This window comes from Acidovorax sp. SUPP1855, from assembly GCF_030158955.1.
Taxonomy (GTDB): Bacteria; Pseudomonadota; Gammaproteobacteria; order Burkholderiales; family Burkholderiaceae_C; genus Paracidovorax.
Window position 1 is genome coordinate 129259 of sequence record NZ_BQXI01000003.1, and the last position, 21607, is coordinate 150865.

General features: G+C 65.9%; 27 protein-coding genes. 22 read left to right on the forward strand and 5 right to left on the reverse strand.

The window, feature by feature from the left end:
• Position 1: 1 nt before the first annotated feature.
• From AVMA1855_RS03715 to AVMA1855_RS03770, 12 genes are read left to right on the forward strand one after another with little or no spacing between them, the layout of a single operon-like run.
• Positions 2–490: a BW3TFN family phage tail fiber component gene (locus AVMA1855_RS03715; RefSeq protein WP_284424654.1), complete on the forward strand. Its 489-nt coding sequence runs from the start codon at positions 2–4 to the stop codon at positions 488–490.
• A gap of 10 nt (positions 491–500) precedes the next feature.
• Entirely contained in the window at positions 501–3755 is a 3255-nt protein-coding gene (locus AVMA1855_RS03720; protein ID WP_284424655.1) for a DUF4815 domain-containing protein, read from the forward strand.
• 10 nt (positions 3756–3765) lie between these two features.
• Positions 3766–5244 carry a hypothetical protein gene (locus AVMA1855_RS03725; protein WP_284424656.1) on the forward strand — a complete coding sequence of 493 codons (1479 nt, stop codon included), beginning with the start codon at positions 3766–3768 and terminating at the stop codon, positions 5242–5244.
• Between the two features lie 2 nt (positions 5245–5246).
• Positions 5247–5651 (forward strand): hypothetical protein, encoded by a 405-nt coding sequence (locus AVMA1855_RS03730; protein ID WP_284424657.1) that lies wholly within the window; start codon positions 5247–5249, stop codon positions 5649–5651.
• 18 nt (positions 5652–5669) lie between these two features.
• Positions 5670–6398: a DUF7338 family protein gene (locus AVMA1855_RS03735; protein WP_284424658.1), complete on the forward strand. Its 729-nt coding sequence runs from the start codon at positions 5670–5672 to the stop codon at positions 6396–6398.
• Between the two features lie 40 nt (positions 6399–6438).
• The gene (locus AVMA1855_RS03740; RefSeq protein ID WP_284424659.1) at positions 6439–7641 is read left to right on the forward strand and encodes a phage tail sheath protein; all 1203 of its coding nucleotides are present in this window, start codon (positions 6439–6441) and stop codon (positions 7639–7641) included.
• 35 nt (positions 7642–7676) lie between these two features.
• On the forward strand, positions 7677–8186 hold the full coding sequence (locus AVMA1855_RS03745; protein ID WP_284424660.1) for a phage major tail tube protein: 510 nt from the start codon (positions 7677–7679) through the stop codon (positions 8184–8186).
• A gap of 39 nt (positions 8187–8225) precedes the next feature.
• Positions 8226–8582, forward strand: a complete 357-nt coding sequence (locus AVMA1855_RS03750; RefSeq protein ID WP_284424661.1) for a phage tail assembly protein — start codon at positions 8226–8228, stop codon at positions 8580–8582.
• An 8-nt stretch (positions 8583–8590) separates the two neighbouring features.
• Positions 8591–8710 carry a GpE family phage tail protein gene (locus AVMA1855_RS03755; RefSeq protein WP_284424662.1) on the forward strand — a complete coding sequence of 40 codons (120 nt, stop codon included), beginning with the start codon at positions 8591–8593 and terminating at the stop codon, positions 8708–8710.
• A 23-nt stretch (positions 8711–8733) separates the two neighbouring features.
• Positions 8734–11349, forward strand: a complete 2616-nt coding sequence (locus tag AVMA1855_RS03760) for a phage tail tape measure protein (RefSeq protein WP_284424663.1) — start codon at positions 8734–8736, stop codon at positions 11347–11349.
• A gap of 2 nt (positions 11350–11351) precedes the next feature.
• Positions 11352–11795 carry a phage tail protein gene (locus tag AVMA1855_RS03765; RefSeq protein WP_284424664.1) on the forward strand — a complete coding sequence of 148 codons (444 nt, stop codon included), beginning with the start codon at positions 11352–11354 and terminating at the stop codon, positions 11793–11795.
• Positions 11783–12859 carry a contractile injection system protein, VgrG/Pvc8 family gene (locus AVMA1855_RS03770; protein WP_284424665.1) on the forward strand — a complete coding sequence of 359 codons (1077 nt, stop codon included), beginning with the start codon at positions 11783–11785 and terminating at the stop codon, positions 12857–12859. Before AVMA1855_RS03765 ends, AVMA1855_RS03770 begins: the two co-directional genes overlap by 13 nt.
• On the opposite strand, the gene AVMA1855_RS03775 is transcribed toward AVMA1855_RS03770, so the two are convergent.
• Together AVMA1855_RS03775 and AVMA1855_RS03780 are read right to left on the reverse strand one after the other, a co-directional pair.
• Positions 12847–13077: a hypothetical protein gene (locus AVMA1855_RS03775; protein ID WP_284424666.1), complete on the reverse strand. Its 231-nt coding sequence runs from the start codon at positions 13075–13077 to the stop codon at positions 12847–12849. The two genes, AVMA1855_RS03770 and AVMA1855_RS03775, sit on opposite strands and share 13 nt — an antisense overlap.
• Positions 13074–13589: a type VI secretion system amidase effector protein Tae4 gene (locus AVMA1855_RS03780; RefSeq protein WP_284424667.1), complete on the reverse strand. Its 516-nt coding sequence runs from the start codon at positions 13587–13589 to the stop codon at positions 13074–13076. Before AVMA1855_RS03780 ends, AVMA1855_RS03775 begins: the two co-directional genes overlap by 4 nt.
• A gap of 756 nt (positions 13590–14345) precedes the next feature.
• Between AVMA1855_RS03780 and AVMA1855_RS03785 the strand changes: the two genes are divergently transcribed.
• A complete protein-coding gene (locus AVMA1855_RS03785) occupies positions 14346–14948 on the forward strand; it encodes a hypothetical protein (RefSeq protein ID WP_284424668.1) in 603 nt (200 codons plus the stop codon).
• 218 nt (positions 14949–15166) lie between these two features.
• Here AVMA1855_RS03785 and AVMA1855_RS03790 read toward each other — a convergent pair whose 3' ends face one another.
• The 3 genes from AVMA1855_RS03790 to AVMA1855_RS03800 are packed head-to-tail and all read right to left on the reverse strand — an operon-like array spanning position 15167 to position 16301.
• Complete coding sequence (locus AVMA1855_RS03790; RefSeq protein WP_284424669.1) at positions 15167–15310, reverse strand: hypothetical protein; 144 nt, start codon at positions 15308–15310, stop codon at positions 15167–15169.
• Positions 15311–15369: 59 nt separating this feature from the next.
• Positions 15370–15822 carry a thermonuclease family protein gene (locus AVMA1855_RS03795; protein ID WP_349817086.1) on the reverse strand — a complete coding sequence of 151 codons (453 nt, stop codon included), beginning with the start codon at positions 15820–15822 and terminating at the stop codon, positions 15370–15372.
• Positions 15822–16301: a helix-turn-helix domain-containing protein gene (locus AVMA1855_RS03800; RefSeq protein ID WP_284424670.1), complete on the reverse strand. Its 480-nt coding sequence runs from the start codon at positions 16299–16301 to the stop codon at positions 15822–15824. The genes AVMA1855_RS03795 and AVMA1855_RS03800 overlap by 1 nt, the downstream gene beginning before the upstream one ends.
• 42 nt (positions 16302–16343) lie before the next feature.
• On the opposite strand from AVMA1855_RS03800, the gene AVMA1855_RS03805 reads away from it, so the two are divergent.
• The 9 genes from AVMA1855_RS03805 to AVMA1855_RS03845 all read left to right on the forward strand — a co-directional run bounded on the left by AVMA1855_RS03805 (position 16344) and on the right by AVMA1855_RS03845 (position 21455).
• Complete coding sequence (locus AVMA1855_RS03805) at positions 16344–16553, forward strand: hypothetical protein (RefSeq protein ID WP_284424671.1); 210 nt, start codon at positions 16344–16346, stop codon at positions 16551–16553.
• 157 nt (positions 16554–16710) lie between these two features.
• Positions 16711–17022, forward strand: a complete 312-nt coding sequence (locus AVMA1855_RS03810) for a DNA-binding protein (RefSeq protein WP_284424766.1) — start codon at positions 16711–16713, stop codon at positions 17020–17022.
• A 26-nt stretch (positions 17023–17048) separates the two neighbouring features.
• Positions 17049–17333, forward strand: coding sequence for an Ogr/Delta-like zinc finger protein (locus tag AVMA1855_RS03815; RefSeq protein ID WP_502870255.1), 285 nt, complete (start codon positions 17049–17051; stop codon positions 17331–17333).
• A gap of 96 nt (positions 17334–17429) precedes the next feature.
• The gene (locus AVMA1855_RS03820) at positions 17430–17846 is read left to right on the forward strand and encodes a hypothetical protein (protein ID WP_284424673.1); all 417 of its coding nucleotides are present in this window, start codon (positions 17430–17432) and stop codon (positions 17844–17846) included.
• The gene (locus tag AVMA1855_RS03825; RefSeq protein WP_284424674.1) at positions 17837–17986 is read left to right on the forward strand and encodes a hypothetical protein; all 150 of its coding nucleotides are present in this window, start codon (positions 17837–17839) and stop codon (positions 17984–17986) included. The genes AVMA1855_RS03820 and AVMA1855_RS03825 overlap by 10 nt, the downstream gene beginning before the upstream one ends.
• A complete protein-coding gene (locus tag AVMA1855_RS03830; protein ID WP_284424675.1) occupies positions 17983–18138 on the forward strand; it encodes a hypothetical protein in 156 nt (51 codons plus the stop codon). Before AVMA1855_RS03825 ends, AVMA1855_RS03830 begins: the two co-directional genes overlap by 4 nt.
• The gene (locus tag AVMA1855_RS03835) at positions 18138–20951 is read left to right on the forward strand and encodes a toprim domain-containing protein (protein WP_284424676.1); all 2814 of its coding nucleotides are present in this window, start codon (positions 18138–18140) and stop codon (positions 20949–20951) included. Before AVMA1855_RS03830 ends, AVMA1855_RS03835 begins: the two co-directional genes overlap by 1 nt.
• Positions 20952–20964: 13 nt before the next feature.
• Entirely contained in the window at positions 20965–21243 is a 279-nt protein-coding gene (locus AVMA1855_RS03840) for a hypothetical protein (protein WP_284424677.1), read from the forward strand.
• Entirely contained in the window at positions 21240–21455 is a 216-nt protein-coding gene (locus AVMA1855_RS03845) for a hypothetical protein (protein WP_284424678.1), read from the forward strand. The genes AVMA1855_RS03840 and AVMA1855_RS03845 overlap by 4 nt, the downstream gene beginning before the upstream one ends.
• Positions 21456–21607: the final 152 nt, after the last annotated feature.

Sequence of the window (21607 nt, forward strand, 5' to 3'; positions counted from 1 at the left end):
CATGGCCGTCTTGCAAGAAGCGGGGCGCATCGCGCTCGCCCGCGCCGTCGCCGCCCAGCCGATTTACCTGGCCTGGGGCCGGGGCCGCCCCGAGTGGGATGCCCAAGGCATCGAACCCGAGCCCACCAACGCCGGCGGCCTGGTGGACGAAATCGGCCGCCGGATGCACACCTCCATCGGCTACGTGCTGCCGGCGCAAGACGGCGAGATCGAGCTGCCAGACCGCAGCCGCTACACCACCAGCGCCACGCCGACGAAATGGCTGCACGTGCGGTGGACCTTCGATTTCACGGACGCCGCCGGCGAGACGGTGCGCGAGCTGGGGGTGTTCCTCGGTGGAACCCAGGTGCCGGGCCTGCCAGCGGGCCAGCGCTACTTCACCGCCGCCCAGGTCGCCACGCCCGGCGACCTCTACACGCTCGAGCGCCACGAGCCGTTCAAGCGCGCCGGCGGCACGCGCCAAGCACAGGAATTCGTGCTGCCCTTCTGAACCAATCCCCATGACCATCTACAACCATTTCCGTCCCGAAGACAACGTCGAGGCCATCCAGTTCCGCCAGGACAAGGTGCTGCAGTCCGCGGAACTCAACGCGGTGCAGTCCGCAGCCCAGGCGCGGCTTCAGGGGATTGCCGACGCCCTGCTCAAAAACGGCGACGTGATCCGGGATGCTCGAATCGTCGTGAATGCCGACACCGGCGCCACCGTCGCGCAGGCCGGCGCGATCTACCTGCAGGGCGCCGTGCGCGGGGTGCCGCCCGCCGCCCTGTCCATCCCGGTGGTGGGGGTCGTCAACGTGGGGATCTACCTCCGCTCGTCCGTCGTCACCGAGCTGGAAGACCCCTCGCTGCTCAACCCCGCTGTGGGCTCGCCTGCTCACCAGCAACCGGGCGCGCAGCGCCTGGTGGTCGCCCCAGTCTGGGGTTATGCGGGCGACGGTCAGCCCGGCGACTTCTTTCCGGTGTGGACGGTGGAGGATGGCTATGTGCGCTCCAAGGAACCGCCGCCGAACCTCGATGCAATCACCCAGGCGCTGGCGCGATACGACGTCGACTCCGCGGGCGGAACCTACATTGTTGAAGGCCTCGCCGTTGACATGGCCGCCGATCTGCCAACGGGCGAACAGGTATACACCGTCGCCGAAGGGCGCGCCCGCGTGGCCGGATATGGCCACACGCTGCAGACCTCACGCCGACTGGTCACCGCTGCCGTTGCCGACTTGCTGACGGTGGACAGCGAGCCGCATCTGTCGGCGACCGACGGCGCCCAGCGCATCGACCTGGGCCGCCCACCCTGCAAGGGCATGCCGGTGGTGCGCATCACCGCTCGCCGCACGGTGCAGATCGTGCACGGCGGATTCTCAGGCGCGGCCGATCCCCTGCCTGACCCGAGCGTCGTGCAGCTCGAATCGGTCAAACAGGCGGGCAACGCGTTCGCCAAGGATGCCGACTACAAGCTGACCGGCGGACAGGTGGACTGGAGCCCGAACGGTGCCGAGCCAGCACCCGGCAGCACCTACGAAGCCACCTACCTCTACATCAAGAATGCGGCGCCCACCGCGGCGGACGCGCGCGGCTTCACGGTTTCCGGCGCGATCGCGGGAACGATGGTGCTGGTGACCTACGAGCAGCAACTGCGCCGCATCGACCGGCTGTGCCTGACGCGCGACGGCGCGTTCGTCTGGGTGCGGGGCATTGCCAGCGCCTGGACGCCGACCGCGCCCGTGGTGCCCGACGACATGCTCGCGCTGGCGAGCGTGTACCAGACCTGGGACAGCGACCGGCGCGTGGTGGCCGACGGCGTGAAAACCGTCCCCATGCAGCAGCTCGCCGGCGAGCGTCGCCGCGTGGACGGCATCATCCTGGACCTCGCAGAGCTGCGCCTGGCCACCAGCGCCCAGGGCCTGGACTCGGGCGTTAAAAAAGGCCTGTTCGCGGACCCCTTCCTGTCGGATGCCCAGCGCGATGCCGGCCTGCCCCAAACCGCAGCCATCGTCCACGGATCGCTGCAGTTGCCCATCACCAGCACCGTGCACCAGCTCGGGCGCAACATCTCCGATCGCATCGCGCCGGCGCACACGTACCGGATCGTGCTGTCGCAAACGCTGCGCACCGGCTCCATGCAGGTCAACCCCTACATGGCGTTCGATCCCATCCCGGCCGCCGTGGCGTTGACTCCCAATGTGGACCGCTGGACCGACGTGTCCACCGTCTGGAAGTCGGCGGTCACCGAGCGGCTGTATGCCGGCTCGGGCAGCGTCAGCACACTGGCCGGCGCGAGCACTGCCACCCGCGTGCTGTCCGAAGAGTCCCGGCCGCTGGAGACCCTGCGGTCCATCACCGTGCGATTCGACATCGCGGGCTTCGGCCCGGGCGAACCCCTGGGCGCGGTGACCTTTGACGGAATCCCCGTGGTGGCCCAGCCGCTGGCCGGCGGCGCGCTCATCGCATCGTCCCAGGGCGCGCTGGCCGGCACGTTCGCCATTCCTGCCGGCGTGCCTGCGGGCACCAAGGCCGTGCTGTTCTCCGGCACGCTCGGCAGCAAGGGTTCGCAGACGTTCATGGGCCAGGGCACCGCCATGCTGCGCACGCAGCAGAGCGTGACGACGGAAACGTGGGCCCTGTCCAACCCGGTGCCCGCAGTGGTCACGGGCGGCGCAGTGTTCGGCCCCAGCGGTGCGGGCTCCACGCCCGTGCAGAACTCCAGCAAGTGCTCGAAGTGGCTGTACGACGGCTATTTCGACCCGCTCGCGCAAACCTTCGTGTGGGACGAAACGGGGCAGTGCTGCGGTGCCAAGCTGTGGTTCACGGCCAAGTCCGGCCCCGTCGTCGTGCAGGTGCGCGAAACGAGCAACGGCGTGCCCACCCAGGCGGTGGTGGCCGAGCAACGGGTGGCACCCGAGGCCATCGCACTGGGCGGCGCAGAGACGGTCATCGCCTGGACCCCGGTGGTGCTGCAGGGCCGGCGCGAATACGCCCTCGTCGTGCTGTGCGACGACGCCATCACCGCAGTGTCGGTGGCCGAGCTGGGCAAGCAAGACCCGGTGGCTGGCTATGTCACGAGCCAGCCGTACCAGGTCGGCGTGCTGCTGTCCTCGTCCAACGCGAGCACCTGGACCCCGCACCAGGACCGCGACCTCGCCTTCGCGCTGCTGGCGCCGAGGTACACGGAGACGGAGCGCGTCATCGACCTGGGAACCGCCGACGTGGTGGACGCCACGGACCTGATGGTCCTCGGCTTTGCGGAACGGCCTTCGGCCGCCGCCAACCTCACCTTCGACGTGGAGTTCCCCGCGTCGATGCAAAGCGAGGTCGTGCGTCTGACCGACGGCCAGGTCGTCTGGCTCGCCGCGCCCTTCACCGGGCAGCTCAAGGTGCGCGCACGCATCACGGGCGACGTGAGCGCGGCGGCCGTGCTCGGCCCCGGGGTGCAATTGATCGCCGGTCACATCGAGCCCACCGGGACCTACATCACGCGCACCGTGAACGCCACCGGCGCGACGCGCGTGAAGATGGTCTATGAGGGCGACATTCCGGGCGGCGCGTCCGTACAGGTGCACGCGCAGACCACCGCGGCCAATGCGCCATGGGTGGCCGTGCCCTACGTGTCGGCCGCGTCCAACGCGGCGGGCGTGCGCGAGATCACCCACGAGCTGGCCGGCCTGGCCAACGCCACGGGCCTGCGCGTTCGGCTGACGCTCACGGGCGGTACCACGGCGCGCCCCTTCGTCCGCAACCTGCGCGGCGCCGTGCTGTAAGGAATCGACCATGCCCAGTCCCATCCTTGGCCAGCCGGTGGACGAGCGCACCGACGTGCTGGCGCTGCCCCTGCCGAGCCTGTCCAACTTCACCGAAGACGACGTGCCCCGCGTGCGCGAGGCGTTCGAGCTGATCGATGCCGGCGTGCACCTGCTGTCGCTGGAGTTGGACACGAAGGCCGACGGTGCGGCCACCGCCCAGGCGCTGGCCCAGCGGGCCACGACGGCGCAGCTCCAAGCGCTCGCCCTGGTGGCGGGGTCCAAGCTGCCCGCCGACTTTTCCACGCTCGCGCCTGCGGGGGCGCTGGACGGCCTCGAACTGGTGGCCCTCGCCAAGGCCGGCGCCACCGCCCGCGCCACCGTGGCCGGCCTGATGGCATGGCTTCGCACCCAGGACGGCACTTGGACGCTGGCACAGAAGTTCCCCGCCGGCCTGCAAACCCCCTCGCTCAATGGGGGGCAACTGGCTGGCCTCCGAAACAAGATCATCAACGGCCGGTTCGATCTGGTGCAGCGCGGCACGTCGTTTGCCACGCCGGCGGGCGGGGCCTACGGACTCGATCGCTTCTGCCACGTCAACACCACCGGCGCGGCCTACACGGTGTCGCAGGAGGCCGACGCGCCGCCGGGTGGCGAATTCCGCGCATCGATGCGCTACACGGTCACCGCCGCGGACGCGAGCATCACGGGCGCCAAGCAGTGCCTGGTCCGTTACTGGGTCGAGGGGTTCGACGCCCGCGACCTGATCGCCCGACCATTCGCTCTGTCCTTCTGGGTGCGCTCGGCTGTGGTGGGAACCCATTGCATCAGCCTGAAAAACACCGCAAACGACCGCTCGCTCGTGCTGCCGTTCACTGTGGCGGCGGCAAACACGTGGACCCGTGTGGCGCTGAGCGTGCCGCAGGGTCTCATCACGGCCGGCGGCTGGAACTGGACCAATGGCCAGGGCCTGGGCCTGGACTTCATCCTCGCCGCTGCCCCCCAGTTCCAAGGCGCTGCGGGCGAGTGGCTCGCAGGAGGCGTGCTGTCCACCGCCCAGCAAGTCAACGTGTTGGGCACCGTCGGGAATGTGTTCGCGGTCACGGGCATCCAGCTGGAGGCAGGCAATCGAGAGACGGCCTTCGAACATCGCCCCGTCGCGCTGGAGGCGGCGCTTGCCGGCAGGTACTTCGAGGTGCTCAACAACGCGAACGCCTATGCCTACGGCATGGGCATGGTCCCCAACAGTACGCAGGTGTGGGTTCCGCTCCCGTATGCGGAAAAGCGCGCGGCCCCGACCATCTCGTTCCCGGGTGCCATCGACAAGTTTCAATTCCAAATCGGGAGCGGGACGGCCTCCTGCACCTCGCGGCCCTTCGCCAGCTCGACGGGCACGAAGGCGGCCTTCCTCATCCTGCCGAGCACCAGCGCCGGGTTGTCGTCGGACAGCAAAGCATGCCTGGCCCTGCTGGCGGCCGATGCGCGCATCGAAATCTCTGCGGAATTGTGAACATGGCCGACTACCAACTCACGGCGACCGCCATCGTCATCCGCACCGCAGACGGTGCGTGCATCCCCACCGACCCGGAAAACCGGGACTACGCGGCCTACGTCGCGTGGTGCGCGGCAGGCAATGAGCCGCTGCCCTACGTGCCCCCGCCCCCGCCCCCGGCGCGCGTCCCTGACGAGGTGTCGATGGGGCAGGCCCGGCTCGCCCTGCACGACATGGGCAAAACGGCGGCCGTCGAAGCCGCGCTCAACGCCCTGCCCGAGCCCGACAGGGCCCGGGCGCGCATCGAGTGGGACTTCCGCCCGAGCGTGCGCCGCGACAGCCCGCTCGTGGCCCAGCTCGGCGCGGCACTGGGCCTGGACACCGCAGCGCTCGACGCGCTGTTCATCCACGCCGCGACCCTGTAACCGCAACCCTCAAAGACCATGACCACCACCGCCTTCCTCTTCGCCGCCCTCGCCCTCGTGCTTGCCTGGTGCCTCGTTCCTTCGCTATGGGTGCTGACCCTGCCGGGCGTACCGACGCACCACCGGACAGCCGCCGCCCGCTCGTTCCTGGGCGCCTCGTTGCGCGGCCTGCTGATGCTCCCCGCCGATCTGCTCGCGCCCCTCGTCGTACCGCTTGCACTGTTGCAGACCCGGTGGGAAGACGAAGCACTGCCACGCTGGGCGCGCTGGTGGGGCAATGACGTGGGCATCAACGGCGACAAGTTCGACTGGGTGCCAGACCCCGTTACCGGCGTGGGAGTGGCGCAGCCTGTGCCGCTGGAAGACACACCCGCCGCCCGAGCGCTGTGCTACTGGGCACCTGGTCACCACCCGCGCAGCCGCTGGGCGCGCTGGATCTGGCTCGGCCTGCGCAATCGCGCTTCGGCCCTCGCGCTGCAGCTCGGCCACGCCGCCGACTACCGCCAGCCGGTGGACACGTGGGGCGACCCGGCCACGGGCCGCGGCCATGCCGGCTGGGTGCTGCGCCACCACGCCGGTGCCTACCAGCTCCACGCCACCCGCCGCGTCGGCTCCATCTGCCTGCGCACCAACTACGGCCACAAAGTGGACTTCACCACCTGGGGCCGCCCGGTGCTGCCCGTCGTGTGCATCGCCCTGTCCGCCCTGGCTTGGAAGGCCGAGCCATCGCCGGCCGCACAGTCCTGACCCCTCACCCCTCCCACCTCAAACCCTGGAGCAATCACCCATGGCCACCGCCTCTTACCACCACGGCGTCCGAGTCGCCGAAATCAACGAAGGCACCCGCAGCCTGCGCATTCCCTCCACCGCCGTGATCGGTCTCGTGGCCACCGCCTCGGATGCGGACGGCACGGCCTTCCCGCTCGATACGCCGGTGCTGGTGACCAACATCGACGCGGCCATCGCCAAGGCCGGCAAGCTGGGCACGCTGGCCCAATCGCTGGACGCCATCGCGGACCAGTCGCGCCCCCTGCTCGTGATCGTGCGCGTGGCCGATGGGGTCGGCGCCGACGCCGAGGCCAAGGCGGCCGACCTGCAAAGCAAGGTCATCGGCGGCAACGTGGACGGCAAGCGCACGGGCCTGCAGGCCCTGCTGGCCGCGCAGGTGCAGCTCAAGGTCAAACCGCGCATCATCGGCGCGCCCGGCCTCGATACGGAGGCGGTCACCACCGAACTGGTCAAGGTCGCCCAGCGCCTGCGCGCCATGGCCTACGCGGACACGCCGGCCGAAGACGTGGCCGGCGCCCTCGCCTACCGCCAGAAATTCGGCGCGCGCGAGTTGATGCTGCTGTGGCCGGCATTCAAGCGCTGGGACACCGCGACGAACCAGGTGGTGACGGCGCCTGCCAGCGCCTACGCGCTGGGCCTGCGCGCCCGCATCGATCAGGAGACGGGCTGGCACAAGACCCTCTCCAACGTCGCCATCAACGGCGTGATCGGCCTGTCCAAGGACGTGCATTGGGACCTGCAGAGCCCGGACACGGACGCGGGCCTGCTCAACGCCGCCGGCATCACCACGCTGATCCAGCAAAACGGCTATCGCTTCTGGGGGTCGCGCACCTGCAGCGACGACGAACTCTTCGCCTTCGAGAGTGCCACGCGCACCGCCCAGGTGCTGGCCGACGTGATGGCCGAGGGCCACATGTGGGCGGTGGACAAGCCGCTGCACCCCCACCTGGCGAAAGACATCATTGAAGGCATCAGCGCGCGCCTGCGCAGCCTCAAGGCCGAGGGCTATCTGCTGGGCGGCTCGGCCTGGCTGGACGTGGCAGTCAACGAAACGGCCACGCTGAAGGTGGGCAAGCTGACCATCGACTATGACTACACGCCCGTTCCGCCGCTGGAAGACCTGAGCCTGCGCCAGCGCATCACCGACCGCTACTTCGGCGACTTCGCCGCGCTGGCCACCAGCACCGCGGCCACCGCCTGATCCCCCCACCGCCCCAAAGAATCTAGGAGAACCCCATGGGACTGCCCCGCAAACTCAAGCACTACGCGCTCTTCCAAGACGGCATTTCGCACGTCGGCGAAGTGCCGGAAATCACGCTGCCCAAGCTCACGCGAAAGATGGAGGATTACCGCTCGGGCGGGATGAACATGCCCATCAAGTCGGACTTCGGCATGGATGCCATGGAGATGGAATGGACCGCCGCCGGCTACATGCGCGAGCTGTTCCTCTCCTGGGGCGCCGCGCGCCATGACGCGGTGCTGCTGCGCTTCGTCGGCGCCCTGCAGCGCGACGACGCCGAGGCCGTGGACTCCCTCGAAATCACCGTGCGCGGCCGGCACGTCGAACTGGACCCCGGCAACGCCAAGCCCGGCGACCAGACCGCCTTCAAGGTCAAGAGCGCCATCAGCTACTACAAGGTCGTGCTCAACGGCGAGACGCTGATCGAGATCGACGCGGTGAACCTGATCGAGATCGTGGGCGGCGTGGACCGCCTCGCCGAAGTGCGCTCCATCCTGGGCATGTAAGACCGGCCCTCCAACCTCCCACCATCCATCTGCCATCCCATGACCGAGCAAACCACCCCAACCGAATCCCTGTCCACCAGCACCGAAGGCGCGGTGCCCGCCGCGCTCGCGCCGAACACGGTGGAGCTGGCCAACCCCATAAAGCGCGGCGACTCGTCCATTACCCATGTGACCCTGCGCAAGCCTCGCGCGGGCGAGCTGCGGGGCCTGTCCCTGTCCGCCCTGCTGGAGCTTCGCGTCGAAGCGCTGCAGAGCCTGGTGCCGCGCATCTCGTCGCCCGTGCTGCACTCCCAGGACGTCGCCAACCTCGAACCCTCCGACCTCGTGTCCATGGGGGGCGTGGTGATCGATTTTTTGCTGACTCGGGCGCAGAAGGCGGAATTCCTGAGCGCGTAGAAGACGCCATGGCCGACCTGGCGCTCGTCTTCCACTGGACGCCGGCCGACATGGCCGGCTTTTCCGTGGCCGAGCTGGTGCAGTGGCGCGAGCGCGCCCGCGTCCGCTACGAGCGCCAGGCCGACTGACCCCCCACAACACAAGGAACCCCATGGCTGAAACCCTGCGCCTGCGCGTCGTGCTGGACCTGGCCGCCAAGGCCCTGCGCCCGCTGCAGCAGATCGCCGCCGGCAGCGGCAAAGCGGCGCGCTCACTCAAGGAAGCCCGCGACCGATTGAAGCAACTGCAGGACCAGCAGGCCGCCGTCGGCAACGTGCAAAAGCAGGCCGCCGAGTTCGCGCGCCTGAACAACCTGCTCAAGGTCAAGACCTCCCTGCTCGCAGGCCTGCGCGCCAGCGGCACCGCCACGGTGGCGCAGCTCGCGCGGGAGGAAGGCGCGGTGCGTAAGCTGTCCGCCGCCCTGGAGCACCAGCGCGCCGCGGCCGGCAAAGCCCGCGCAGCGCTCAACGCCATGGGCGTGTCGGGCAACCTGGGCACCGCGCAATCGCGGCTGCGTGCGGACATTGACGCCACCACGGCCTCGATCGACAAGCAGCGCTCGCACCTGCAGCGCCTGGCGGAAATCCGGGCCAAGGGCGGGCGCGCCGCGCTGCAGACCGCCGCCGCAGTGGGCGCCGGCTACGGCATGCGGCATGCCGGCATGGCGATGGTGGGCGGCCTGCAGCGCCCCATGGCCGAGGGCCGGCACTACAGCACCGAGGTGCTGCGCATCAACGCGCTGGGCCTGGGCGACCAAGCCGCGGCCGATGCGGTCAAGTTCGGCAAGTCGATGCAGACCTACGGCACCTCGATGGTGGACAACCTCGGGTTGATGCGCGATGCCATCACCGTGTTCTCCGACGTGCACCACGCCGAGCTGGTGGCGCCCACGCTGGCAAAAATGAAGTTTGCGAACGAGGCGGTGTTCGGCGCCGAGGACGGCGCCGAGAACGAAGCCAAGTTCATGGACATGCTGAAAGTGATTGAGCTTCGCGGGGGCCTGGCCAGCCAGGAGGCATTTGCCGGCCAGGCCAACATCGTGCAGCGCGTGCTCACCGCGACCGGCGGCCGAGTGGGGCCGGCCGAGTGGCTGAACATGATTAAAACCGGCGGTGTGGCCGCCAAGGGCCTGACCGACGAAGCGTTCTACTACCAGATGGAGCCGCTCGTGCAGGAAATGGGCGGAAACCGGGTCGGCACGGCGATGATGTCGGCGTACCAGAACGTGTACCAGGGCAAGACCACCAAGCGCGCCGCCGGCGTGCTGCAGGACCTGGGCCTGATCGCCGATCCGTCCAAGGTCAAGCACGACAAGGTGGGGCAGATTTCGCAGCTCGGCGTCGGTGCGCTCAAGGGCTCGGAAATCTTCCGCCACAACCAGTTCGAGTGGATGGAAAAGGTGATGCTCCCCGCCCTCGCGGCGAAGGGCATCACGGAGCGCCAGCAGGTGCTGGACACCATCGGCGGCATGTTCTCCAACCGCACCGCCTCGGGCCTGTTCGCCCAGATGTACCTGCAGCGCGACCAGATCCACAAAAACGCCGGCCTCAACTCGCGCGCCGACGGCATCGACCAGCTCTACACCAAGGCCAAGGAAACGCCGGCCGGCCACGAGATCGAGCTGCGCAAGAAGCTGCAGGACGGCTACCAAGAGTTCAGCACGGCGGTGATGCCCGTCTACATCGACGCGCTCAAGGTGGCCACCAGCGCGGCCAAGGGACTGGTGGGCTTCATGCGGGAGTTCCCCGTGCTGACGAAGGTGGCCGGCGTGGGCCTGGGTGCGGTCGCCATCGGCTTGACGGCCCTCGGGGCGCTGATGATCCCGCTGGCGCTCGTCGCGGGCAAGGCCCTGCTGCTGCGCTTCCTGTTCGCGCGCCTGGGCGTGGGCGCTATGGCCATGGGTGCGGCTTCCAAGGTGGCAGGCGCAGGCATGGCCGTGCTGCGCATGGGCGGGGGCGCGCTGCTCGGCGCGCTCAACCTGCTGCGTGGCGGTGCGGCCATGCTGCTGGGCGGCCTGCGCGTTCTCGCCGTGTTCCTCGTCGCCAATCCGATCTTCGCGGCCTTCGCACTGCTGGCCGGTGCGGCCTACATGGTGTGGCGCAACTGGGACGGCATCAAGGGCGGACTGCTCGCCATCTGGTCGGAGTTGTCGGCGGGGGTGAGTGCCTGGTGGGCCAACACGGCGGCCGGCGCCGCCGCCCTGTGGCAAGACCTCGTGGGCCTCAAGGATCGGTTCATGACCGCCGGCAGCGACCTCATGGCGGGATTGATGGACGGCATCAGCGCGCGCATGGGCGAAGTGCGCGACAAGGTGGTCGGCGTGGCCTCGATGATTGCCGAGTGGTTCCGCGAAACCCTCGGCATCGCCAGCCCGAGCCGGGTGTTCATCCAGTACGGCGGCTGGATCTCGGAGGGCGCAGCCCTGGGCATCGAGGGCGGCCAGGGCATGGTGCGCAAGGCCGCCGCGGGCGTGGCCACGGCGGCAGCGCTCGCGGCCCCGATGGCTGTGTCGGCGGCCGGCCTCACGGTGGACGCCCGCGCGCCGCTGTCCGCTGCCGCGCCTGCGGCGCAGGTGATCGGCGGCAGCACCTACAACATCAGCATCACCGCGTCGCCAGGCATGGACGCCCAGGCCCTCGCACGGGCGGTCACGGCCGAGCTGGATCGGCGCGAGCGGGCCAAGCGCGCCGGCTCCCGTTCGTCGCTCGCCGAAATCAACGGAGATTGACCATGCACCTGATGGCCCTCGGGCAGTTCATTTTTTCCATGCCCACGCTCGCTTTCGACGAGTTCCGGCGCACGTGCTCGTGGCGCCACCCTGCGAACTCCCGCGTGGGCGTGCTGCCGGCGCGGCAGTCGCTCGGACCGGGCGAGGACACCATCACCATCGGCGGGCTGCTGGTGCCGCTGATCGCCGGCCGCCTGTCGTCCCTGCGCGAACTGCGCGACATGGCCGACACCGGCAAAGCCTACGCCCTGGTGTCCGGCACGGGGGAGGTATTTGGCGCATACGTGATCGAAAGCCTGGACGAATCGCGCACCGTGCACATGGCCAACGGGGCGCCCCGCCGCATCGAGTTCGGGCTCACGCTGCAGCGCAAGGCCGACGTGCAGGCCGAGCCCGGGGGCGGTGCGGTGCCGGCGCCGGATGGGGAGGCCGCATGGGAGATGTGATCGAGGGCAGCGCCTATGCAGCCGACGAGCCCGGCTACTCGCTCGTGGTGGACGGGCGCAACATCACCGCCAAGATTGAGCCGCGGCTCATCAGCCTCACGCTCACCGAGGCCCGCGCCGGCGAGGCCGATGAACTGTGCATCGAGCTGGACGATTCCGACGGCGCCGTCGTGTTGCCGAGCACCGGCGCATCCATCGAGCTGCGCCTGGGGTGGGCTGCGCAGCTCGTGGACAAGGGCACGTTCACCGTGGACGAAATCGAGCACCACGGCGCCCCCGATCTGGTCAGCATCCGCGCGCGCTCGGCCGATCTGCGCAAGCGCCTGCGCATCCGTGCAGAGCACAGCTACCATGACACCACCATCGGCCAGATCGTCGGCACCATCGCGGCCCGCAACAACCTGATCGCGCGGGTGGATGACCGGCTGGCGGGCGTGCACGTGCAGCACTTCGACCAGACCCACGAAAGCGACCTCAACTTCATCACGCGCCTGGCCCGGCGCTACGACGCCGTGGCCACGGTCAAAAAAGGGCACCTGCTGTTCCTGCCCACCAGCGGCACGCGCACCAGCTCGGGCGCATCGCTGGCCCCGGTCACCATCACACGGCGCGAGGGCGACCAGCACCGCTACCACACGGCCGACCGGCACGCCTACAGCGGCGTGCGCGCCTACTGGCAAGACCCGAAACGGGCACGGCGGCGTGGCGTGATCGCCGGCGTGAAGGGCAACGAGAAGAAGCTCAAGGAAACCTATTCGAGCGAGGCCGACGCCATGGCCGCCGCGCGGGCCGAGCGCGAGCGCATCGAGCGCGGCAAGGCAACCTTCGAGCTGACGCTCGCCATGGGCCGGCCCGAGCTGATGCCGCAGACGCCCGTCACGGTGTCGGGCTTCAAGCCGCAGATCGACGCCACCGACTGGCAGGTTGTCAAGCTGACGCACACGCTGGGCGACCAAGGCTTGACCACGCGCATGGAACTGGAGCGGGCTGGCTCGCCCGAGGGCGCGTCCACCGCGGGGGCGCCGGTGCCCGACGATGACGCGCCCGGGGACTACGAGGACTGAGCCTTGCGCGCGCGCCGGTACAGCGCGTAACCCGCAAGCGCTCCCGCGAGCGCTGACGCCGGGATGATCCCAAACACCAGCAGGAGGGCCAGCATGTTGGACCGCTCTTCGCCCAGGGGGTAGCCGGCACCGAACAGGCGATCCCAGGCAGCGGACGCGAGGACGCCGAGCACAACGCCCAGCACGGCCCCGCAAATGAGGTGGATAGTGACTTTCATGCGAGTTGCCAGAACCATACCGCCTGGGCTTTTTCCATGTCGGAGACGTCGCTAAAAATGCTGTGCACGCCGAACCCTCCCACACGCATGTGGATGCGCAGCCAAGACCCGCGGTCGGTCAGTCGGCTACCGTTCCAGAGGTCGATGTGGTCGCCCTGCATCCCTGGCCCCCAGTAGTTTTGAAAGAAAACCAGGCCGGTGCGGTCCTTCATACCGGCGCTGCCCTCGGCCCGCCCGAACGCCTGCGCGCCCGTGAATTTCTCGATGCGGATCGGCAAGCGCGTGCCGCCGGCCGCCACCCAGTCGGCCACCTCCTGCGCGCGGATGGGGTACTTCGTCGCCCCCTGCTGCCAGGACCACACGCCCCGGAACGTTTTGAAGTCCACGCCCGCGCGCATGAGCGCCGCGGAGAAGTTGATCGCGCACTGGTTTTCGTAGGCTGCTTTATTCAGCAGCGGGGCGTCGCCTTTGACGTTGGGATGGCTCTTCCAGATATCTTGAAAGTTCGGCATTTGCAAGCGATGTGGCTGTAGTTGATGTGGTCCGCCGCACCTCAGTGCCGCAGCCTCCCTCATGCGCGCAATTAGGTACGCCGAGGCTTGCCCGAACCTGACTCTTTGACGCTATCTTTGCGCCCAAAGGAAACCGAAACACGCTGAAAAGTTGGCGCGAAATGCTCATTTGTCTCGAGGCATTCACGTGAGCACTTCTAGTTCACCCCCCGCAACCTAGTCGGTATCAACATCCGTGTAGGATTAAGGATACTTTTGTGAGCATGCTGCGGAATTGATAGCGAGAGATGGCGCGGAATAAGGCTTCCGAGTTCGTGCACACCTTCGGAATTTTGCAACAACCTTCAGATAACTATTGACGGTACCGGCATTAGCCCCTAATCTATCCCTGTCGCTACAACAACTTTGCATGAGCTGTTTGAGCGATTTTATTTACAATGTGTTTTTTTCCGTGCTAGAATGGCGGGCTTTTTTTGGAGTGGATCATGAGTGCAAACGAACGGCTAGAGCAAGCGCAGGCAGCGCTGTGTGAGCGTGGAGTGCGCGACGTGAAGTTTGTCTTCGCCCCTGGGGTGACTGCCGTCCCATTGAGCGAAGTACAAGTAAAGGTATTCGACTTTGTGGATGCTTATCTCAAGGGTCGGTCCACTCCAGTGATGCGCGTAGGGGATGCACCTATCCCCGCGTAAGCTTGCGACCCTATAATAGGGTCCCGCTGATAATCCAAGAGGCCCTACGGGGCCTTTTTTCATTCTTATGCACATCAAGCTAGTCGACATTCATAACTGCAGAGCCAGGGCGCATGATTTTGCTCACCAGTACAGCTTGCAGTTCATTGGTTCAGATGATCCTGAAAAGAGTGTGGATAGGCTGATTGATATTTACACTAGCTATTTAGCAAGACCACGCCCGCAGATTCTCGAACTTGATATCGACTTTAAGGAAAGTGCTGTTTATTCCGGTGTGTTCATTAAAGATGGACATCATGTAGATATCTGTATCGCTAAGAATCTTAATCTTTGCTGGAAACGTTTCGCCATAGCTAAGGAAGTTTTCCACAGCGTACTGGACGAGGAAGAATTCAGGAATATGAATATCAACGAGCACTTACAGTCCGTGCTCAATGATTTCCCTAGTGAAGATGCTAAGCCAAACAGATCAGTGGCGTCTGAATGGCTCACCGAGATGGCAACGATGGAGTTTCTGTTCCCTTACGAGAAGCGGAAGTCTGAGTTGTCTGCTAGTGCTCACGGCCAGTTGAACTACAGGAACATCGCTCAGAAGTATCGGATTCCACAGGTGAAGGTGGAAAGGTATCTTTCGGCGGAATACATGGAAAATCTGGGAAAAACAATCTAGGCGAGGGCGTACGGCAGTACGCCCTTCTTGATTACGGTTTTAGTTTGCACAAGAGGCGCGACCTTACACCCATGTTGGCGTTCCATTAATTAGGTGGCACGTTTTTTCTGATAGCTCCATACGCACGGTTGAGCCTGGCGAATAGAGATTATTGTGATATTTACAAGACGTCACGCGTGATAGGCCGCCGAGTTCGTTGTAAGCCTCATTTTCGATAACTAGCCCACATTTGGACGATACTGTCCACCCAAACACAGCACCAAAAAAAAAGCCCCGGCAAGAATGCCCCGGCTTGTTGCGATGTACTTGTCGATATGCGTCACGGCATTGCCCGCAACAACTTGGCCGGCATCACGGCGCACGATCACTCTCCCTTGCACTTTTTCTCCCTCGCGTGGCTAATCAGCATGGAAACAAATTTTCACATGCGAGGGGAGTTCCGCTGGCTGCGCCTCCATTCCCAAGGCGCTACGGGCGCAGGGTCCGCCCACAAGCCGGCACGAGCGGCCCGGGCTTGCGCCTCCAGGCGGGACAGGGGCGCATCCCGCTTCGCTGCATACCGCTTGTATACCCATGCCATGCCGCTGCGCACTAGCTCGCCGCCTGCGTCTTGGCCTTGGCAAGCCACGTCGGCCACCAACCGCCCGTAACGGTCCGTGGTGCGCGGCGCGATCTGCGCCCGCTGCTGGAAACACAGCGCTGCCAAGTGCTGACGGCTGGCATTGCCGAAGGCCTGGCGGCGCTCCGGAGCGTCCACCGCAGCAAGACGCACGGTCACCTGCTGATAGTTGCCTGGCTCACCGCATCGAGCTTTCAGGGTGTCGCCGTCGGTGATGCCGACGACCAAGCAAACAAGGGCAGCTGCCAGCGCCACTACTTGCGTTTTCCCACGCTGAACGACACCCCACCGCTGTTGCTTTGATCGCCTGCGATCGACTGGCCTACATCGCCGCCGATCTTCACGGTGTTGCCGGTCTTACTTTTCCCCTCTGTTGCCCGACTCGCAAGTGCGGCCACGGCCTGGACAGCACTCCTGCCCTGCACGTCCGCCCTTTTGTACAGCTTCACCAAATCAGCCTCATCGGAAGCAAGCTCGTCAACGTGGATTGCTTCACGCGTGCCAGTCAAGACATAACGAACATCGACATTTGATATCGACATGATGGCAAGCGCGTCTCCCCCAGGCGCAGTCTCGCCACTTTCCCACGCTGCTACCGAGCGTTTGGACACGAACGAAACCTCCGCAAGTGTCCCCTGCGACCAGCCAAGGCGCTCACGCTCCTCTTTCAAACGGCCACCTACAATCTTGCGAATTTCTTCATTCATACTATTGCTTGATGCAGATTTCTGCATTACCATCGGTCCATGTTGTAACCATCCAGTTCCAAATAGTACATGACCAAATCAGCCTCACTGCCCGCGGGCGGCGCCCCAGAAGAGAGGGTGCTGCACGACAAGCCCATCCCCTTGCGCTTGCTCGCGGGCGAGCGAAGCGAAGCCATCGCACTGGCCGCAAAAGAGGGCCGCAGCGTCAGCAACTTCGCCCGTCAGGTGTACCGCGACGGCATGGCCTTGCGCCGCGCCCAGACTGAGCGTGCAGCGTGATGACTGCCGCTGTCTTCATGACCTCCCCCATCGCATCGCCATCGTGCCCAGTGGTCCAAACAACCACCAACAAACTCAATTGCGCAGCTATGTGCAATGCCGTACTGCAAGGGGTTTCATCGTGAATGCCAACCGGCAGCCGCACGCAAGCGGCACCATCGAGCGCGCACTGCGCCAAGCTCTGAGCCAACCCGGCAGCGCCATCCAAGAGGCCGCGGCCTGGGATGGGTCGGCCGTCAGCCGATTCCTGAGCGGCCAGCAGGGCGTGCTAATCAGCAAGATCGACGCGCTGGTCAACGCTGCCGGCTATGTCCTCGTGAGTCGCAAGTATCTGGACGCCATTGGCACGCTGGGCGAAGTCGGCATGTACTGCCACTGCGCACGGGCCGGCGCGGGCGAATGCGGCCCTGCTCGGCAAGGCCAGGATGGCGAGCAACAGGTCATCCACTTCCGAGGTGCACGCCCATGAGGATGATGTGCCCGCACTGCAAAGACATGGCGTACACCCGCACGAGCGGCCAGCTCACGGTAACCAGCCGCGAAACCGTATTTGCCTGTCGCAACCCCGAGTGCGGGCACACGTTCACTGCGGTGACGGAAATCAACCGCACCCTGTCACCCAGCGCCATTCCCGACCCGAAGGTGGTGCTCCCGATATCCAGCCACGTGCAGCGCGCCCTCCTGCAGCACCAACTGCAGACGATGCCAGGCGCCGCCTACACGCCATCCACGCGCCAGCAAACCGGCGACCTGTTCGAGGCCTCACCGGCCGCCGGATAGGCCCCTAACCCCTCCCCCACGTAGCTGACTTGCGGTGCCCCTTTTGGGCACTGCGGGATTCGCTCGCCCAAAAAACGCCACGCAGGAGAAATCGAGATGAAAAGAGCCCTCAAGCCCGCAGAGCCCACCAGCCTGCACGACCAAGCAATGGCTTTTGAGAACACCCGCCATGCCCAGCGCTTGGCGCAAATCAAAAGCATGGCCTCGAAGCTGCGAACCTTTGACAGCAACTACATGCCGGCGATCCGCGCCGCCGGCATCCCTCTGCATGCCGATGAGTTCAACTGCTGGGGCAAACGGAGCGCCCTATACATATGTGGAGCGACGCTCAACCCGCAGCGCAACGCGAATCTGGAAACCCTGCTGCGCAAGCTGGGCATGCGTGAAACCAAGCGCACGAATTACCCCACCGGCGGATATGCAATCGACCTCACCAAGGGTCACCTCACCGTTCACCTGAGCGTCGATTCCCACCGACTCCCAAAGCCTGCGGAGGCTGTGACATGCGCGTGATGGCCTTCCGCTCCGCACTGCTTGCCTGGGCCTGCGCACTCGCTGGGTTCGTGCTGGAGGCTCTGCAATTGGTTTGGCTTGCAGCAGCCATTGCGCTGGTCGCCTTCGTCGCCTATGCGGCTGCATGGGGGCGCCCATGACGTTCCGCGTTACCCACATCGACATGCACCACCGCCGCCGGCGCCTGGTGGTGCGCAACGTCTGCAACCGGGCTGCTGCACTCGCCTGGGTTGAGCAAATGTATGGACAGGCCTGGTACTTGGCCGCGATGCACCAGATCGAGGGCAATTGATGTCGGATCTTCTGCACGAGATCGCCGAGGCGCTCAAGAACGACTATGGATTCAAACCCAGCCAGTCGAAAAAACACCTGCAGAAGGGCAAGTGCCCGAGCTGCGGCGAGAAGAGCCTTTGGACCTTCGCAGACACCCCGTGGGTGATTCGTTGCGAGCGCCTGAACAACTGCGGTTTCGAGGAACACGCGAAAGACCTTTACCCCGACCTGTTCAACTCTTGGACCGAGCGCTACCAGGCGCCCGAGCAGGCCAAGCCGCAGGCAGAACAGAACCCGCACGCTGCCGCCGATGCGTACCTCCGTATCGCCCGCGGCTTCGACCTCGCGCTGATCGCCGGCACCTACACGCAAGAGACTTACTTCGACCCGAAGGCAGATAGCGGGCGCGGGGCGGGCACGTCCACCGTCCGCTTCAAGGTGGCCGAGTCTTGGTGGGAACGGCTGATCGACCGCCCCTGGCGCTTCGGCAAGAAGAAGGCCAACTTCGCCGCGGGCAAAAGCTATGCGGGATTCTGGTGGGAGCCGCCGCACCTGACCTTCTTCGCTCCAACGCCCGAAACCCCAGCGGACGCCCCGAAGCCTCCCATGGAGCTTTGGCTAGTGGAGGGCATCTTCGACGCCATCAGCCTGGCGCACCACGGCATCGCAGCCGCTGCGCTGATGAGCTGCAACAACTACCCCGGCCACGCGCTGGAGTCGCTGCGCCGACTACTTGCCATGCAGGGCCACCAAGTGCCCGAGCCCAAGCTCGTGTGGGCCTTGGACGGCGACAAGGCAGGCCGTGACTTCACGCGTCGCCATGTCGAGCGCGCACGCGCTGATGGCTGGGCTTGCGAAGCCGCACAGATTCCCCAGCGCGAGAACCTCGGCAAGGTGGGCAAGCGCGACTGGAACGACCTGCACCAGCGGGGCCTGCTGGAGCCGAAGCACATCGAAGAGTACCGCCACCAGGGCGCCCTGCTGCTGGCGGACAGCGCCGAAGAAAAGGCACTGCTGATCTACAACCGCACCGGACGTACCTCGTTCGACATGACGTTCGACAACCGGCTGTACTGGTTCACGCTGGACTTGGAGGCCTACGGCAAGGCGCGCGAGACCATCGAAAAGGCCCAGGCCAAAGGTGATTGCGACGATGAGAAGGCGGCCAAGCTGCTGGACGAGTCTCTGCGCGCCAGCAAGACGCTCGCCCAGATCGCCAATTGCCGGCCCGAGGCGCTGTACTACCAGGCGAACCCCGTCACCGACGAGGCCTGGTACTACTTCCGGGTGTCCTTTCCAGACGACCGCGCCCCCATCAAGGGCACGTTCACCGCCGGCCAGCTCACCACCTCAAGCGAATTCGAGAAGCGCCTGCTGCACATGGCCCCGGGCGCCATGTTCTCGGGCAGCAGCCAGCAGCTCAAGCGGCTGATGCAGTTCCAACTGGAGAACCCCAAGGTGGTCCAAACGGTGGACTTCGTGGGCTACACCGCTGCGCACAAGGCCTACATCCTGGGCAAGGTGGCCGTGCGCAACGGGGAGATCCACGAGGCCAACGCCGAGGACTATTTCGACTTCGATCGCCTCGCGATCAAGAGCCTGCAGAAGTCGATCAACCTGCAAATCAACACCGACCGCGACGGCTACGACCGCTCGTGGACACAGCACCTATGGGCGGCGTTCGGCGCCAAGGGCTACATCGCCCTGGCCTTCTGGTTCGGGACCCTCTTCGCCGAGCAAATTCGCGCCGAGCACCAGTCGTTCCCGTTCCTCGAAATCGTGGGCGAGCCCGGCGCCGGCAAAAGCACGCTGATCCAGTTTCTGTGGAAGTTGCTCGGGCGGGACTACGAAGGCTTCGATCCGGCGAAGTCCACGTCGGCCGGCCGGCTGCGCACCTTCACACAGGTATCGGGCCTGCCGATCGTGTTGATCGAATCCGACCGCGAAACCAAGAACGGCAATCAGGCCCACGTGCGCTCCTTCGACTGGGACGAGCTGAAGGACGCCTACAACGGCAACCCGATCCGCACGACAGGGGTGAAGACTGGAGGAAACGAAACCTACGACCCGCCCTTCCGCGCCTCGATCGTGATCAGCCAGAACAACCAGGTCCAAGCCTCGCAGGCCGTGATGGAACGGATATGCCACATGACGTTCTCGGCTCAGGGCCACACGCCCACGAGCTACGAGCATGCGAAGGCGCTTGAGAAAGTGGCGATCGAGCAGGTCAGCGGGTTCATCCTGGCGGCCCTTCGCCGCGAGGCCGAAGCGATGAAGGTCATCACAGAGACGCATGACGCCAACGTGTCGTTCCTGCTGGACCAGGACGGCGTGCACAAGCCGCGCATCGCCAAGAACCACGCGCAGTTGCTGTCCATCGCCCAGGCGCTGCGCGCAGTGGTCCGCATCACCGACGAGCAATTCGCCTTGGTGAAGGAACAGGTGGTAGCGATGGCCCGGGAGCGCCAGCAGTCGATCAATGCGGACCACCCGCTGGTGCAGGACTTTTGGGAGGCGTTCGACTACCTCAACGGCCTGCCGTTGGTCACCACCACCGGGCCGAAGGAAGTCCCGCGGCTCAACCACAGCCGTGACACCGACTTCATCGCGGTGAACCTGAACGAGTTCGTGGAGATGGCCTCCGCGCACCGGCAACAGGTGCCCCCGCTGGGCGAACTCAAGAAAGTGCTTCGCACCAGCAAGACCCGCTCTTTCAGCGAGGTCAAGACCGTCAACAGCGCCATCAAAACCCGCAACGAAGCCGGTAGCGAGGTCGGCCGCACCGTGCATTGCTGGGTGTTCAGGGCCCCCGGCGCATCCCGAAGAACGTGAACAGGAGCTTGCCATGCCAATCAAGATCACCCGGCCCACGGTGGGCGTGTACGACCAGAATTTTCGGTACCGCACCGCAGCGAAAACCGACATCCGGAAGACCTTCGCCCAGGTCAAAAAGGCCCAGGCCAAGGCGCAGGCACAGGCCACGACAGGACAGCAGCCGCTAGACCTGTCCGCTGCAGAGTTGCCCGAGGCCGATATCGCCTCCGTCCGCGAAGCGCTGGCGAACTCGCGAGATCGCATGGTCCTCGTGCCATTGCCGACCCGGGCGCCGAGGAGCCAGCGATGAATGCCCAGGCCCTGGCCGCTTTGGTGCCGCCGCTTCGCGGCTGTGCGCTGTGCATGCACAGCACGCGGATCGGCGAGGCGCTGCATTGCAACTGCCCGGCCGTGCGCAAAGTCTTCGGCCTGCAGCCGGTGCACGTCGTTCGGCAAACAGTTGGCGCGTGTGGCCCTGGTGCCGCTCACATGCACATGGACGCCTGGGGCGCACAGGTATGACCGCCGTTACTCCAGCCGATATGCGTGCCGCTTGGGAGGCCATGCGACAGCGTTCCGTCTTCCGCCATTGGCCCGCCGATTACGACGCGGTGATGGCCGATCCGGTGGCGTGTCGCCTCGTGCGCCTGGAGGCCACGGGCAGGTGCCGCCAT

Bases quoted from the DNA above. Each gene is read 5' to 3' on its own strand.
- AVMA1855_RS03715 (WP_284424654.1), top strand. From the start codon at position 2: ATGGCCGTCTTGCAAGAAGCGGGGCGCATCGCGCTCGCCCGCGCCGTC.
- AVMA1855_RS03720 (WP_284424655.1), top strand. From the start codon at position 501: ATGACCATCTACAACCATTTCCGTCCCGAAGACAACGTCGAGGCCATC.
- AVMA1855_RS03725 (WP_284424656.1), top strand. From the start codon at position 3,766: ATGCCCAGTCCCATCCTTGGCCAGCCGGTGGACGAGCGCACCGACGTG.
- AVMA1855_RS03730 (WP_284424657.1), top strand. From the start codon at position 5,247: ATGGCCGACTACCAACTCACGGCGACCGCCATCGTCATCCGCACCGCA.
- AVMA1855_RS03735 (WP_284424658.1), top strand. From the start codon at position 5,670: ATGACCACCACCGCCTTCCTCTTCGCCGCCCTCGCCCTCGTGCTTGCC.
- AVMA1855_RS03740 (WP_284424659.1), top strand. From the start codon at position 6,439: ATGGCCACCGCCTCTTACCACCACGGCGTCCGAGTCGCCGAAATCAAC.
- AVMA1855_RS03745 (WP_284424660.1), top strand. From the start codon at position 7,677: ATGGGACTGCCCCGCAAACTCAAGCACTACGCGCTCTTCCAAGACGGC.
- AVMA1855_RS03750 (WP_284424661.1), top strand. From the start codon at position 8,226: ATGACCGAGCAAACCACCCCAACCGAATCCCTGTCCACCAGCACCGAA.
- AVMA1855_RS03755 (WP_284424662.1), top strand. From the start codon at position 8,591: ATGGCCGACCTGGCGCTCGTCTTCCACTGGACGCCGGCCGACATGGCC.
- AVMA1855_RS03760 (WP_284424663.1), top strand. From the start codon at position 8,734: ATGGCTGAAACCCTGCGCCTGCGCGTCGTGCTGGACCTGGCCGCCAAG.
- AVMA1855_RS03765 (WP_284424664.1), top strand. From the start codon at position 11,352: ATGCACCTGATGGCCCTCGGGCAGTTCATTTTTTCCATGCCCACGCTC.
- AVMA1855_RS03770 (WP_284424665.1), top strand. From the start codon at position 11,783: ATGGGAGATGTGATCGAGGGCAGCGCCTATGCAGCCGACGAGCCCGGC.
- AVMA1855_RS03775 (WP_284424666.1), bottom strand. From the start codon at position 13,077: ATGAAAGTCACTATCCACCTCATTTGCGGGGCCGTGCTGGGCGTTGTG.
- AVMA1855_RS03780 (WP_284424667.1), bottom strand. From the start codon at position 13,589: ATGCCGAACTTTCAAGATATCTGGAAGAGCCATCCCAACGTCAAAGGC.
- AVMA1855_RS03785 (WP_284424668.1), top strand. From the start codon at position 14,346: ATGCACATCAAGCTAGTCGACATTCATAACTGCAGAGCCAGGGCGCAT.
- AVMA1855_RS03800 (WP_284424670.1), bottom strand. From the start codon at position 16,301: ATGCAGAAATCTGCATCAAGCAATAGTATGAATGAAGAAATTCGCAAG.
- AVMA1855_RS03805 (WP_284424671.1), top strand. From the start codon at position 16,344: ATGACCAAATCAGCCTCACTGCCCGCGGGCGGCGCCCCAGAAGAGAGG.
- AVMA1855_RS03815 (WP_502870255.1), top strand. From the start codon at position 17,049: ATGGCGTACACCCGCACGAGCGGCCAGCTCACGGTAACCAGCCGCGAA.
- AVMA1855_RS03820 (WP_284424673.1), top strand. From the start codon at position 17,430: ATGAAAAGAGCCCTCAAGCCCGCAGAGCCCACCAGCCTGCACGACCAA.
- AVMA1855_RS03825 (WP_284424674.1), top strand. From the start codon at position 17,837: ATGCGCGTGATGGCCTTCCGCTCCGCACTGCTTGCCTGGGCCTGCGCA.
- AVMA1855_RS03830 (WP_284424675.1), top strand. From the start codon at position 17,983: ATGACGTTCCGCGTTACCCACATCGACATGCACCACCGCCGCCGGCGC.
- AVMA1855_RS03835 (WP_284424676.1), top strand. From the start codon at position 18,138: ATGTCGGATCTTCTGCACGAGATCGCCGAGGCGCTCAAGAACGACTAT.
- AVMA1855_RS03840 (WP_284424677.1), top strand. From the start codon at position 20,965: ATGCCAATCAAGATCACCCGGCCCACGGTGGGCGTGTACGACCAGAAT.
- AVMA1855_RS03845 (WP_284424678.1), top strand. From the start codon at position 21,240: ATGAATGCCCAGGCCCTGGCCGCTTTGGTGCCGCCGCTTCGCGGCTGT.